Genomic DNA, 14,162 nt, shown 5'->3' with positions numbered 1-14,162 from the left:
CTACTATATTCTCTTGTTAGGGTTTATTCAGCTAGGGAGCGAGACGCTCTACTATATTCTCTTGTTAGGGTTTATTCAGCTAGGGAGCGAGACGCTCCCACTACTATATTCTCTTGTTAGGGTTAGCAAGCCGCTAAACTTCCTCCAAAAATGCGGCGATCCGCGTCACAGCAGCTTGCAGGATATGGGGGGGATGCACCAAGGCAAAACGCACGTAGCCTTCTCCCTCTAAGCCAAAACCCGATCCTGGAGAAAGGGCGACTCCAGTTTTTTCGACTAATTGCAGGCAAAATTGCAAGGAATTTTTTTCCCAGGTGGGGGGTAATTTTCCCCACACATACAAGGTTGCGGGGGGAGTGGGAACTTTCCAGCCGATCGCGTTTAAGGCTTTAATAAAGATATCGCGGCGATTTTGGAAGGTGGAGACGGTTTCGGTAACGATCGCCTCTTCTGCCTTTAATGCGGCGATCGCCCCCCTCATAATGCCTCGATACTGATTAAAATCGATGATGGCTTTGACTCGACGCAATGCGCCAATGAGTTCTCTGTTACCGATCGCGTAAGCTATACGAAATCCTCCCATATTATAGGATTTCGAGAAGGTAAAGAATTCAATGGTGTTGTTTTTCTCGCGATCGGCTTGCAATATGGAAGGAGGAGTAGGGGTTTCCGCAAAGACAAAATCGGAGTAGGGGAAATCGTGAGCCAAAATAATCTTATTCTCTTGGCAAAACCTAACGGCTGCTTGGAAAAAAGATAAAGGTGCGATCGCGGTTGTGGGATTGTGAGGATAGCTTAAAACCATGAGCCGCGATCGCGCTACAATTTCCCGAGGAATGTCTGCAAAGACGGGTAAAAATTGCTTTTCTTCCCGTAGAGGCATGAGGTGGATCTTCCCCCCAGCTAAGTGAACTCCTCCCTTATGGGAAGGATAGCCAGGATCGCAAAGTAGGGCAATATCTCCTGGATTGAGGACAACTAAAGGAAGGTGTGCAGTGCCTTCCTGACAGCCAATTAAAGGCAAGACTTCTGTTTCGGGATCGATCGCAATGCCATATTTATTGCAGTACCATTGCGCGACAGTTTCCCGAAAGGGTTGGGTACTGTGAAATAAAGTATAGCCGTGGGTGGATGGGTCTTGCAAAGCGTCGGCGATCGCGTCAAGAATGGGCTTGGCGACAGGTAAATCGGATGACCCCAAAGACAAGTCAATTATATCTCGACCTGCCGCGATCGCCTTGGCTTTTGCCTTGTCCATATCGGCAAAAACATTAGTTTGGAGGGAAGAGATGCGCCGGGCTAGTTGCATTGTTCTACGGTCGATCTTTATCTTTAATCAAGCACTCATCTATCATTTGAGCCAAAGCTGCTCTAGTAATTACACCTTCGTGAGACTTAAGAATTTTATCCCCTTGAATCACTCTTAAAGCAGGTACTCCCTCAACTTTACAGCGCTTGACGGCTTTAGGGTTGGGATCGATTTCCAGTTTTACGACTTTGAGGCGATCGCTATACTGTTCGGAAATATGCTCTACTGAAGGGGCAACCAATCGACATGGACCGCACCAAGGAGCCCAGAAATACGCCAATACGGGGATTGTAGCTTGAAAGACCTCTTGCTCGAAATCCGCATCAGAAATAAGAACAACTTTACTCACGATCGACAAAACTCCTGCTAAGTCCTTTTTTTTCAAGGGCTTTCCTCTATATAGCCCTTGGATACCTTTGGATTTTACCACAAAACGGCTTGACAACTTTAGTATCGTGTTGTCTCGGACTGCTTGACAAATTTCTCTTTTTGGGGTACGATTTGCCCAAATAATCTCAATCTATTATGATTTCAAAAGTAACATTAGAAAATTTTTTTAGTTTTAGGCATTCGACCATAATCGAACTTAATTCTGATGTCAATATACTCTTGGGAATTAATGGAAGTGGAAAATCTAATTTTCTCAAAGCGATTCAGTTGCTCTATGAGAGTATTATTGGAAATGGATTGGAGAAAATTTTTCTGAAAAATTGGAGTGGGTTTGATACAGTGGCAAATTTCGGAGAAGATGGAAAAGATTATATAAAGCTATCATTTGAATTTGATAAAGAAGCGATCGCAAAAGCAACGAATCAAGAAGGATTCAAATTTCCAAACAATCCAATTTATGAAATGACAATATATAAGTCAGGTTTAAGTTCTTATTATCTACAAGAAAAGTTGTATTCTATCAGCACAAGTGCTAATAAAAATAATTTTATGTTTATGGATATGAATAATGCACGAGGTATTATTTCCACACGAGAAGAAGAGAAAGTGGGAATCCAGAGCTATCCTCAAGAAAGTAAACAGATGACTTTCAAATCAACAGAGCCTATTTTAAAGCAAATTTCCGATCCCGAGAGATTTTATCCTCTCTTTACCTTACAAAGAGCTTTGGAAGAAACTTCTGTCTATTATTATTTTGATACAACTTTTCCTAGTCCTATTAGACAACCTTCCAGCTATGGTACTGAGACAAAACTGTTACCGGATGGACAAAATCTTATGACGATTCTTAATCATATAAAAAATAATCATTCTCTAGACTATGATAGAATTGAAGAGTCTATCGGGAAAATTAATCCACATTTTAAGGATATTAGTTTTAATTTTATCGGTTCAAAGCTATATTTGTCACTCCGCGAACAGCACCTTAGAAAATCAGTTTCTGTTGAACATATCTCAGAAGGAACTCTCAGCTATCTTCTTCTCTTATCAATACTATTTAATCCCGAACGAGGCAATCTTATCTGTATTGATGAGCCAGAAACAAGTCTTCATCCTGATATGATAAATACAATTGCAAATGCGATAAAACAAGCATCAAAGGAAACACAACTGATAATTACAACTCATTCACCATTACTCCTAAATTTATTTGATGCAGAGAATATTGTAGTATTTGAGAAAAATGATCGCAATGAGACAGAAGTTAATACTAAGTTTCAGGAAGAATTTGACGAAAAACTTCTAGTCGGACAGGCTTGGCTACAGGGTCTGATAGGTGGAAAAAGATGGTAATCTCTTGATTTATACTGAAATACATTAATTAGAAAATGCAACATGATAAATATTACAATTTATATAGAATCTGATAAAAGATTTTGACGAGGCCAAGTGCTTAGTTGATTATATTCAAACACCGCTAAATAAAAGCCCGTAAAATCTTCCCCTCCGTATTCATAAAAACCGTCCCAGAGTTCCAGCTTTTCGGGGGTATATGCCTCATACTGGTCGAAAGTAATCGGCTGGCGATCGAGTTGAGGTTGAGGTAGTGGTGGCTGGGTCATTGTGATAATCCTGTCAGCTTTAATTTATTCTAAATCAGATTAAAAGCTATTCGCTATATGAACTTTATTTGAGATTGGTTGGTATTTTAATTATTAGACTTGAATCAAGCCTTTATGCCGTAATAAGGGTTCGGTTTTGGGTTCACGATCGCGGAAGGATTTAAACACTTCCATTGGTGACAAACTTCCTCCTAAAGCTAACACGGTATTGCGGAAACGTCGTCCGGTTTTGATAATAGCTTCCTCATTCTCTAAACCCACTTCTTCAAAAGCAGAAAAGGCATCAGCGCTTAAAACTTCTGCCCAATGATAGCTATAATAGCCAGCAGCATAACCTCCTGAGAAAATATGACCAAAAGAACAGAGGAAAGCATCTTCTGGTAAAGGTGGAATAACCATAGTTGTTTTGGCAATGCGATCGCGAACTTCTTTCGGAGTTTCTTTCCCTCTTGGTTGATAGCGATGGTGCAATTCAATGTCTAACAAACCAAAATGGAGTTGACGTAGGGTTGATAAACCGCTTTGATAATGGCGTGTTGCTAAAAGTTTTTGGTAGTAATGTTCTGGTAAAGTTTCCCCTGTTTCATAGTGTTTCGCCATGCCAAATAAAGTGGCGCGATCGTAACACCAATTCTCCATAAATTGGCTGGGTAACTCTACGGCATCCCATTCAATATTATTAATTCCAGCCGCTTGAGGATAGTCAATTTTCGTGAGCATATGTTGCAAACCGTGGCCAAATTCGTGGAAGAGGGTTTGCACGTCTTCAAACGCCATTAAACTCGGTTTTCCGTCGATGGGAGGGGTTTGGTTGCAGACCATATAAGCCACGGGAAGGCGATTTTTAATTGTACCATTTTCCTTGATTTTTCGGCGACAGATACAATCATCCATCCATGCACCTCCGCGTTTTTCTGCGGGACGACTGTAGGGATCGAGAAAGAAATAAGCGATCGCCTCTCCCGTTTCGTCTTTAACTTGAAAATAGCCAACATCTTCATGCCAAACAGAAGTTTGACCATTAGCACGAGAAATAGTAACACCAAAAAGACGTTGAATTAGTCCGAATAACCCATCTAAAACTTGGGGAAGTGGAAAATAAGGGCGCAATTCTTCCGCATTGAGAGCAAATTTTTCTTCTCTTTGTCGTTCCGACCAAAAAGGAATATCCCAGGGTTTTAAATCGTCAAGTTGAGCAAATTCTTTTAACTCTGCTAACTCTTTTTGGGAGGCTTCATAAGCTGGCGATCGCAATTCTTCGAGTAACTGTTCTACGGCTGCAACATCGGAAGCCATTTTCTTAGCTAAACTCACCTCGGCATAACTGGAAAAACCCAAAATTTTCGCTTGTTCTTTTCGTAAAGCAAGAAGGCGATCGATAATAGGATTATTGTCCCATTTGCCCCTAGAAGCACGGGTAATTCTAGCTCGGTAAAGTTTTTCCCGCAAGTCCCGACGTTTCGCGTATTTTAGGAAAGGAAAAAAGGAAGGACTATCTAGAGTAATCAGCCAAGGACCATCTTTAGCTGTTGCTTGTTTTCCTCCTGCCTCTTTTCCTCCTTCCTCCCGGGCAATTTGTGCAGCTAAGGCTAAACAACTTTCAGGCAAACCTTCTACTTCGTCTTGACTCGTTAATTTTAATTTAAAGGACTTCGTTGCATCCAGAAGATTATTAGAAAATTTAGTGGACAATTCTGCTAATTCAAGTTCAATAGCATTAAAGCGTTCTTGTTGTTCTCCCTCTAGGGCAACTCCCGAAAGTTCTGCATCCCGGATAGCTGCGTTTACAATCCGTTTTTGAGCAGGTTCGAGGCAATTAAAGCCTTCACTTTCTTGGATACCTTTAAAGGCTTTATAGATAGTTTTGCTTTGATTGATTTGATTGCTAAATTTAATCAGATCTGGCTGTACGGTTTCGTAGGCAGATCGCAATTCAGAGTTATTTTTTACCCCCATTAAATGCCCAATAACGCCCCAAGTCCATGTTAAGCGTTCTTCAATTTCTGTCAGAGGTTCAACTAAGCCTTCCCATGTCGGGGTTACAGAAGATTCTAATCTTGTTTGTGCGGTTTTTAAGTCTTCTAATAACTGTTTAATTGCCGGAACGATGTGCTGGGGTTTAATTATATCAAAAGGAGGAGGTTCTTTGCCAATCAAAAGAGGATTATCAGACATATTTTTTTTGTTTTTGTTAGTTAGTTTGGGTTGGTTATTGGTGATGTTTTCATCATTCATCATTCATTATTTATCTTTTTCCTGTTACTGACTCGAGTTTGACTTTTGGGACTTCAAAACCCATCTCTTTTAATTCCTGACGCAAGCGTTGTGCTTCGAGAAGATTCTGCATTTCTAATAGCGCGATCGCTTTACCCATATTTTGCAATCCTAAATCAACTTTGCCGCATTTAAACCATGTTACTCCTAAATTTTGATAGGCTTGGGCGTAGTCTGGTTTGAGTTCAATAGCTTTGTTATAGGCTTTAATTGCCATGTCGAAGTTATTTTGTGCTTTTAAGGTCATGCCTAGATTATAGTAGCCAAAAGCAAAACTGGGATCGGCAACAATGCTGGCAGCAAAAGCTCGTTCTGCCATTTGATATTCTCCCGCCGTAAATAACAATGTGCCAAGATTATTGTAGGAGCCTAATTTTAAGGCAGGCAAAATATTTTGTGCTAAAGCTGCTTGATAGTAAATTACTGCTTTATTCACATCTTGTTTGCGATTGTAAGCATTAGCAAGGTGATAATTTAACTCGTATATTACCATCGCCCCTGCATTCATATCTTTTAAACCACGCTCTAATAATTCTATGCCTTCCTCTATTCTTTTTTCCTCTAAATACAGCGCCCCTAATTTATTGCAAGCATAGGAATCATTGGGATGGTCTTTGATATAACTTTCCATGGCCGTTTTAGCCCGATCGCCTTTCTCTTTTGAGGCAATTTCGTGGGGATCGTAGCCATAATGCAGAACAGCTATACTGGGAATTGTCGCGATTTGCCAGTGAGGTTCTTTTTTAACCAACTCCACAACACTATCATCAATTAAAGCGTGATAAGGTCTAGAAAATTCAATTTTTGGATGTCTGCGAAAGAGGCGAGAAGTTAAAGAATAAGGACTTTGTGCTGCACCAATTTCCTTGCGAATTAAATTGATCACTAAAGCACGTTCTTCTAGCATCGCTACTTTTATGTGCGGTACAATATCGGGATTTAGGCGTTCATCTGCATCCAAAATTAAAACCCAATCTCCCTTAACATATTTTAGTGCTTCATTCCTGGCTGCGGCAAAATCATTGTTCCATGTAAAATAATGGACTTTCGCACCATATTCGGCGGCTATTTCTGGCGTGCGATCGCTCGATCCCGTATCGAGAATGACAATTTCATCCACGACACCTTTAACGCTATCCAAGCATTGTGGTAGAGATTTTTCTTCGTCTTTAACAATTGTACAAAGGCTGAGTTTCATAATTTTAGGGAGTAGGGAATAGGGAATAGGGAATTAAGAGAGGAGTCTCATTGATCATTAATCCTTTCTAATAAACATTTTGCAATTCTAGCAGCCGCACCTGGTTTTCCCATGCGTTTAACTCCATTTTGGGCAATTAGTTGCAGGCGATCGGGTTTGGCTAAAACGCCTTGAATGGTTTTGGCTGTTTCTTCGGGTTTCTTGACCAAGATAACCGAATTTCCCAGCAAGCGCGTTTGTGCTTCGGCAAATTGGTAGTTAAATTGGGGACCTTCTCCTGGGAAAGTAATAACGGGTTTGCCTAAACCGACAAATTGTTCTGTTGCTGTCCCTGCCATGGCGATCGCAAAATCTGCGCTTAACAAACAAGCATTATAAGCATTTTGGGTCAATACTAATTGGGCGCGATCGCGGCGGAAAACCAGGGCAGAAAGATCGTTAATGGGGGCATCTTCTGGCAGGCTATTTTCTTCCTCCCATCCTGTCAAACCCTTTTGAAACTCATCCAGATCGAGAGAGGGGGCGATCGCGGCTAAAAACAGCAAGGAACGACCGGGAAATTCTTGTTGGATATTGGCAACAGCTTGCAGAATTAATGCCCAATTATTATAGGCCTCCGGCGCTCTCGAGCCTGGCAACAATAATACTTTAAACGGTCTTGCCTTTTCCTGTTCTTCCGCATCTTTTTCGTAAAATATCGGCGCGGGAGGATCCGGTAAAATACCGTCCATCATGGGGTTGCCTAAAGCGAAGGCAGGCAGGGAAAATTGCTTTAAAACGCTAGTGGTGAGGCGATCGCGGGGAAAAATGACTTTGCAGCGATCGCGCCCCATTAACCACCTTTCCCAGGGCAAATACACCGATCCCGACCAACTTTCCCAGCCGTGCGATCGGGACAACCAACCCGACTCATCTCGCAAATAATACTCTGATTTCGCCGTACCGACAAAAGCGTAATTTGCCCCACTCAACCAGGCAAAAAGTAAGGGGACGATATCTCCTACTGCTAACACGGAACCGCCGCGCTTGTGCCAGCGACGCACGAGGCGATATTGGGCGCAGGTCAGCCCCAATAAGCCCCCTCGCACGTCTTTCCATAACTGTCGCCCATCCATGTAGATAAAGCCCCCAGAAGGCATTTTTTTCACCGGTCCGATAATAGGAATATCTGCCTTTGTATAAGCGTATCCTTCGCCGACGAGGGGAAGGGCGGCAATTTCTGGTGCATTAGGAAGTTTTCGCAATTCTTCGAGAATGCGAACGGCTATACTATCTTCTCCATGACCATTGCTCAGGCAAAGTAACTTCATACAGGGCAGTCGATCCTTGGGTTTACCTCGATATCTATTTCATTTTAGGGGTGAGGGGGAAAGAATTGTCTAAAAAGAATTGTCCAAATGGGTGTCAGGTTTTAAAAACTTCCTCCAAATTGCGATAACCGCTAATGATCCGCACAATTTCGATCCCATCCTCAATAATGCGATAAAAAATGATATATCCCATCAATGATATGCCTCGCAAACTAGGCGAAAATTGAGCGTAGGATCGTCCCAAGTAAGGAAAATGAACTAAATGCCGACATTTCTGGTTAAAAGCCTCCACAAAGCGATCGCCAGCATCTACACTTTTTTCGAGAAAATAATCGCAGATTTCTTCTAAATCTCGACTCGCCCTCAATGTAATAATAAAACGACTCATACCTTCGCTTCTCGCTCCGAGATGCTGCGCGATCTTACCTTATCTCGCAATCGCGCAATTACTTCTTTTCCATCTAAAACTTCTCCTCGTTTTGACTGTTCTAAGCCTTCTTCAATTTTACGCCGTGTTTGTTCGACCCACGCCAAATATTCTGGACTTTCTTCTGCATCTTGTGATGAAACTTCATCCGCTAAAAGAACTAATGCTGTGTCGATCGCATCTTCCATTGAAGCATACTGACTCTGCTTTAATAATAGTTCCAGCACTCGGGTTTGTTCTTGACTTAAAGTAATCTGCATGGTTTTCCTTTTGTTTGTCTCTAATTACACAGAAAATTATCAAAATTGGAAATTTATGGGGTATTTATGCTCTACAAAGAAGTTTTAACTATTCTACCTCAAACCTCTGATTATTTTTCCGATTGTGCCGATCGCCGCTCAGGACATCTTGGACAAATTTTACCCTAAATTGGTATGGTATTAGAAAAGGTGAACGAGGAGTCCTTCTATTATGCCCATAAGCGAGGTTAAACGTTTATTTCAAGCCTCCCAAGCTAATCCCGAACTCAAGGAGGAGATGAATAAAGCCCCCGATGAGGAAACTTTTGTTCATTGGGCGAATTTATTGGGATACAATTTTACTCTAGAGGAATGGAAGCAAGCAACGGGATTTACGGTTGAAGAGCAAATTAATCAGAATTTCCGAGATATTCCGGGGATTTAGGATTGCTAGAGATTTTCCAAGGTTAAATCTCGTAGAAAATAAAAGCGATCGCTTCTCCAATTCTCTCTTTTTTCTCGCCCTAAATACCCGGTTAAAGGTGATGAGAGTTCAATTAAAATATTGTATATTTTTTGTTCTTGTAATGTTTGAGATTGATGAGAATAATTATAGATTCCATGCAAAGAAACAAATTCTATTACATTTTGTGGATAAGTCTTGACAAGTTCGACAAGTTGCGATCGCAATTTTAACTCTTCCAGGAGGCGATCGCAATATTCGTTAAGTTTACCATTTGCAGTTTCTCCAAAGGGTTCTTGTTCTAAACAGGATTTGAGGGTAAAGAGGTCAATTGCACCGGGAAAGACTGCTTTGAGTTTTACTAATCTCTCTAAGGTTTCAGGACGAATCACATTCATTTTATGATTGAGTGTGGTTTGTTCTGTATGAGAGGTTAATTCTCCCGCAGCAAAGATAATTTTTATACAGGACTCATAGCGATCGGCTAAAACTTTATAGCCTAATTCTATCAGTTGTCCGGCGGTTTTTGAGGGAACTTTTTCGGTTTTGGTTGCTTTACATTCTCCAACAATGGGATAGGGTTTTTCTGCATAAAAATCTAATCCTCCCGGTCCCCCTGTTGTTTCAGGATCGAGACTTGCTTGGGAGTTTTCGTTGGAGTTACGAAAACCCAGAAATACTAAACTTTTGCGAACTAATCTTTCAAATTCGTGACCGTTGCTGGAGTTGCCAATTTCTGCTATCTTATCAATCCATTCTCGGTTATTTTCATCAAGTTTTAAGTTATTTTCTGGAGGTATAATCGGGGGAGGTGGAGGTGAAATGCGATCGCCAGAAGTGACAATAGGTTTAGGATCGGAAGGACGAGGATCGGTTGGTTTTGGTGTTTGTGTTATTGTTTTAGGCTTCTTTATTGGCGGATTTGTCAACTCTTTCTGTAATTCATCAAGTAAACTATCGATATTTTTTACTTTGGGTTTTTTGGGTTGGGGAATTTGTCGATTTTCGAGTTGTTTACATTGCTGGGAAAATTCTTCATCGCTGAAAACGGGATGAGATTGCGCGATCGCAATGGGTTGAGATAATCCTGCGATTTTTCCCAGTTCCTCTTCTGCGTCAGGAGTTGGAGAAATGGCGATCGCTTCTGGAAGTAGATAAACACGCAAATAGGCGAAAAATAAATAGGAAAAATTGTCTAAATTTTCTTCTAATGTCGCTTTTTTCCAAATCGTTAATTGGGATAATATTTCTAATTTTTCATGGTTCCTAATAGTTTCGCATTTTTCACATTTTGCCCATAATTTTACAGCAATGGTCTCAGGAGTAGGCTTTTCCAGTATTTTCTTTGCTGTTTCCACAAAATCTGAATGATAGTATTCTTCAGGAGTGCAATTTAGTTTAATATTAACGGGATATAAAGCAAATTCTCGTCCCGGACGTAAGGACATTCGAGACATTGCAACGATTGTTTCATTTTGAAAGAGTGCTTCTATATCCGGAGCAGGTAAATAGAGAGCAATGCGTAATTGTTTAGTCATTATTCATCAAGTTCAATTGTAATACAATTATCAGAATATTCAAAGATAGAAACTATTTTATGAACCATCTTTACGATATGATTTGAACCCAAACTGGTTTCAATATAAAGATTTGTTCCAGCAATTTTTTCACTTGAATTAAGATCTTCAGGATTTTTACTAACATAAGATCGTGTAGTTCCTTTGAGTTTAAGTAATTTTTCAATCTCCCGTTTATGGTATAAATTCATCAGCGTACAAACTGTGATCAAAAAATCTCGCCATGAATTAACTTCGTATTGATTATCTTGAAACGTAAAAGCCCGAATAGGCTTTCGTGTATAATTTCTCTCAAACCATTGTTTTTCTATTTCATTATCCTCAGCATTTTCTGTTTCAACTATTTTTTCATTGTCTGGTTCTACAATCTTTCCCTTATCCACAACAACAACTTCATATTCTTTCGATTTATTATTTGCTTTTCCCTTCACTTCTTGCGAACTTTCAGAAATTGGACTCTTTTCTCCTATAATTTCTTCACTATCATTTGAATCAATTGAGTCTGTACCTTCTAAAAATCCATCTAATTCATCATCTTCTGTATCTAATTCATCCTCTGGTGATGTAAATACTGATTCTAGTAAGTCATCATCCTCAATTATTTCCTCTTCTATGATAGGAATAGGATTGCTTAAAATTTCCAGCAATAGAGGATTTTTGAGTGTATCTTTCAAAGAAAACAGTGAAATTTGTTCGTCACTCAATTGATAGCGTTCACGCTGTTGATAAACACCATAGAGATAAATCAGAGATGTAATTTCTTCTAACTTTAAATCGACCCATTCACCACCAATTTTTTTAACTAGATGATTGAGAGTTTTCTTTGCTTCCCAAGTTTTTTTGATTTTTTTACTTTTCGATCGCACAAGACAACCACGAGTTAAATCGAAAGATTTATAGTCAGTCAATCGATTGATTCCAGCATTAACAGTAACTCCATGAGATTGCTGTATAACAGCAACTCCTATTTTGAATTCTTGCTCTTTTTCGATCCCAATGATTTTGAAGTTAATCCAGCCATTATTTCTACTTTTGGGGGTAATATCGACAATTTCTTGAATAACCAAACTTTCGATTTTTTCTCCACTTGCTGTTTCTCCTGAAATTTTCTGATCGATCAACGTATTAAACCCAAATCTCAAAATTTCTGCAACGCGATCGCGATCCTCTAAAAACTCTTCACTAATGCTTTCTTCTTGTTCTCGACTGAGAGCTAAATTAAATCGTTCTAGAGGATTTTCTGGGAGAATATCTTCTTCCACTTTAAAATTATCTGCACACCAGCGCAAGGCTTCACGAACTGTTGGTTTTTCTCGTTTCGCGTGATTTCTGAGTTGTTGTTCATCAAATGGATAAAGTGGATGAGGTGGAACTAAATTTTTGTTTGTATATAAGATATCGAGCCAGAGTTTAACTAACTCAACTATTGAATTAGGATTAACAAATTGTAATTCAATCTGTTTCCCTTGAGTATAAGTTGAAAGGCGATCGGGAGTTCCTCCCAGAAAGCCTTCGTTTAAGTTTCGCCAAGTATCAGGCAGCATTACTGTTAAAATTACAACTCCTTTTCCAACTTTAGCTTGGCTTAAAGTATCGTAAAGCGATTTAATCAATAAAGAGATAACTTGCGGACTGGTTAAACCCGATTTATTAACTTTGTCTGGATCGGTTTCAAGTTCATCAAAACAGATAACAATTGAACTATAATAACCGACTAAATTGAGGATCTTCCGAATATTTCCCAGTGCTTCAGCTTCTCGATCTTGATTGCTTTTTTCTGGATTATATGGGAGTCCAAGTGTTTGAGCATGAGAGGGTTCTAACTCGTTCCCAGCTAACCATTTTATAGCATAGCTTGAAGCACGTTCTGAAAGTGTCCAGAGGATACCGCGAATAATATAAGGATCGATATGGGGTTTCTTTTGACCAATTTTTTGACTAAGAAGCTCAATCAGATTTTTGCCTTTGGCTAAACTAGCTTTATAAGCATGGTCGAATTTTTTGCTAAGGATTTTTGCTGTTTTGGAAGTTGAAACAACTTCATTCACCATTGCTGTTGCAATTTCTTGCCATTGCATGACATCTTGACTCCCCACACGAGCCAAACTATCAGCAACAGTTTGCTGAAACTGATAATTGATCAAGTTTAAATCAGTATAATTTAGGACATTAGCATAAACAAATGTTGTATTTCCCTTCTGTCCTAATTGATAACGCACGCGGTTAACAAGATGAGTTTTTCCCTGTCCTTGTTGTGCGGTCAAAACTAACGAGGTTACTTTAGGAGATTCATTAGTTTTGACTTGTTCTAATGCTTGTAAAACAGTATCCGACGCATGAGCATTCAGGGTGGTGACATCGGGAACTTTTCCCCAAACATTTTGCTCTCGAACAATTCCCACTTTGCTGAAAATGTTTTGATTTTTAATAACAATGTGGACTGCTTCTAAAGGAGAAGGTGTTGTGTTTTCCATCGTGAGTGACTTCGCGGAATAATTAGGACAGAGAGAAGGGAAATTAAGAAAAATTTAAGGATTGAGATGTTTGACGTAATAGCGGAATGCACCACTAGGAAGGGTTAAAGAATCCTCTCGCTTATCTGGGGTCATATCCGGCATTTCTCCCGCCATAAGCTGTACAATATCCTCAGCCTGCATCTCTACTAGCCAATTGTTGAAGTGCGATCGCGTTACTTTTTCTCCAATTTCCCGACGAAGCTGGTAAATCGGTACTAAATGTCCCAGGTTGTAATCCTTGTTTAAACGATGATACACTTCTAACAGCATTTCTTTAAAGCCTTCGTAGGACTCAAGGCGAGGAGAAGGAGGTGGTTCAATGTTAATGGTAGGTGCAATTGTTGGTGTAGACTCATCAATATTCCGAATCCATTTCAGTAAAGCATTAGGAACTTTTGTGCCGACTTGATTACCTTTGAATATAAAGTCAGGGCTTTTTAGTCCTCCTTTTAATACTTGTAATCCTTTTTCAGTCAGAGAAACTTTTTCCGATCGCCCTTTTTTGGTCATTGCGATCGCCTCCATTTCTTGCAATTCCTCAAAAATCGGTTGATAATCCTTAGATTTTTCCCGAGTTCTCACTAATTTTTTGTTGAGTTCGCCTCTTTTGACCTCGGTTGTTAAACCGTCTAAGTCCCAGAGAAATAAGAGTAAACGAGTTTTGGCGTTTTCTACCTGAGCAGGATTTAGCATATTTGTACTTCTTTTGAGTTCCCTAAGTAAAATTGTAACTGTATTCTGTATTTATCATAATATCTCTTACCTGAAAAAGGGTACAACTCTCCAGATTGAGAAAGAAATCGAAATGTAGCAAGGTTTGCTATACTCTGATTTGTT

At 39.8% G+C, this 14,162-nt stretch carries 13 protein-coding genes; 2 read left to right on the top strand and 11 right to left on the bottom strand.

Translation table 11 applies throughout. From position 1 onward, the window contains the following. Nucleotides 1-133: 133 nt before the first annotated feature. Together JUI58_RS22205 and JUI58_RS22200 are read right to left on the bottom strand one after the other, a co-directional pair. Nucleotides 134-1,309, bottom strand: a complete 1,176-nt coding sequence (locus JUI58_RS22205) for an LL-diaminopimelate aminotransferase (RefSeq protein WP_204106025.1) — start codon at nucleotides 1,307-1,309, stop codon at nucleotides 134-136. A gap of 4 nt (nucleotides 1,310-1,313) precedes the next feature. Beyond that, nucleotides 1,314-1,658, bottom strand: coding sequence for a thioredoxin family protein (locus JUI58_RS22200; RefSeq protein WP_204106028.1), 345 nt, complete (start codon nucleotides 1,656-1,658; stop codon nucleotides 1,314-1,316). Between the two features lie 176 nt (nucleotides 1,659-1,834). Between JUI58_RS22200 and JUI58_RS22195 the strand changes: the two genes are divergently transcribed. Then, a complete protein-coding gene (locus JUI58_RS22195) occupies nucleotides 1,835-3,052 on the top strand; it encodes an AAA family ATPase (protein ID WP_204106024.1) in 1,218 nt (405 codons plus the stop codon). 59 nt (nucleotides 3,053-3,111) lie between these two features. Here the strand turns inward: JUI58_RS22195 and JUI58_RS22190 are convergent, their stop codons facing one another. From JUI58_RS22190 to JUI58_RS22165, 6 genes are all read right to left on the bottom strand, one after another. After that, nucleotides 3,112-3,321, bottom strand: a complete 210-nt coding sequence (locus JUI58_RS22190; RefSeq protein WP_204106023.1) for a hypothetical protein — start codon at nucleotides 3,319-3,321, stop codon at nucleotides 3,112-3,114. 93 nt (nucleotides 3,322-3,414) lie between these two features. Next, a complete protein-coding gene (locus tag JUI58_RS22185; protein WP_204106022.1) occupies nucleotides 3,415-5,496 on the bottom strand; it encodes a M3 family metallopeptidase in 2,082 nt (693 codons plus the stop codon). 70 nt (nucleotides 5,497-5,566) lie between these two features. Further along, a complete protein-coding gene (locus tag JUI58_RS22180; RefSeq protein ID WP_204106021.1) occupies nucleotides 5,567-6,793 on the bottom strand; it encodes a glycosyltransferase family 2 protein in 1,227 nt (408 codons plus the stop codon). Between the two features lie 47 nt (nucleotides 6,794-6,840). After that, nucleotides 6,841-8,103, bottom strand: a complete 1,263-nt coding sequence (locus JUI58_RS22175; RefSeq protein ID WP_204106020.1) for a lipid-A-disaccharide synthase-related protein — start codon at nucleotides 8,101-8,103, stop codon at nucleotides 6,841-6,843. Between the two features lie 94 nt (nucleotides 8,104-8,197). Next, on the bottom strand, nucleotides 8,198-8,491 hold the full coding sequence (locus JUI58_RS22170) for a type II toxin-antitoxin system RelE/ParE family toxin (RefSeq protein ID WP_204106019.1): 294 nt from the start codon (nucleotides 8,489-8,491) through the stop codon (nucleotides 8,198-8,200). Continuing rightward, entirely contained in the window at nucleotides 8,488-8,790 is a 303-nt protein-coding gene (locus tag JUI58_RS22165) for a hypothetical protein (RefSeq protein ID WP_204106018.1), read from the bottom strand. The genes JUI58_RS22170 and JUI58_RS22165 overlap by 4 nt, the downstream gene beginning before the upstream one ends. A gap of 211 nt (nucleotides 8,791-9,001) precedes the next feature. Between JUI58_RS22165 and JUI58_RS22160 the strand changes: the two genes are divergently transcribed. Beyond that, nucleotides 9,002-9,214 carry a Nif11-like leader peptide family natural product precursor gene (locus JUI58_RS22160; RefSeq protein WP_204106017.1) on the top strand — a complete coding sequence of 71 codons (213 nt, stop codon included), beginning with the start codon at nucleotides 9,002-9,004 and terminating at the stop codon, nucleotides 9,212-9,214. 5 nt (nucleotides 9,215-9,219) lie between these two features. Here JUI58_RS22160 and JUI58_RS22155 read toward each other — a convergent pair whose 3' ends face one another. The 3 genes from JUI58_RS22155 to JUI58_RS22145 are packed head-to-tail and all read right to left on the bottom strand — an operon-like array spanning nucleotide 9,220 to nucleotide 14,018. Next, nucleotides 9,220-10,770, bottom strand: a complete 1,551-nt coding sequence (locus JUI58_RS22155) for a DUF1802 family protein (RefSeq protein ID WP_204106016.1) — start codon at nucleotides 10,768-10,770, stop codon at nucleotides 9,220-9,222. Continuing rightward, entirely contained in the window at nucleotides 10,770-13,283 is a 2,514-nt protein-coding gene (locus tag JUI58_RS22150; protein WP_204106015.1) for a P-loop NTPase fold protein, read from the bottom strand. Before JUI58_RS22150 ends, JUI58_RS22155 begins: the two co-directional genes overlap by 1 nt. Nucleotides 13,284-13,337: 54 nt before the next feature. Then, on the bottom strand, nucleotides 13,338-14,018 hold the full coding sequence (locus tag JUI58_RS22145; RefSeq protein ID WP_204106014.1) for a hypothetical protein: 681 nt from the start codon (nucleotides 14,016-14,018) through the stop codon (nucleotides 13,338-13,340). Between the last annotated feature and the right edge of the window lie 144 nt (nucleotides 14,019-14,162).

This window comes from Spirulina sp. CCY15215 (assembly GCF_016888125.1).
Taxonomy (GTDB): domain Bacteria; phylum Cyanobacteriota; class Cyanobacteriia; order Cyanobacteriales; family Spirulinaceae; genus CCY15215.
Note: the sequence above shows the minus strand (reverse complement) of the source record. Positions and strands in the feature narration are given on the sequence as shown.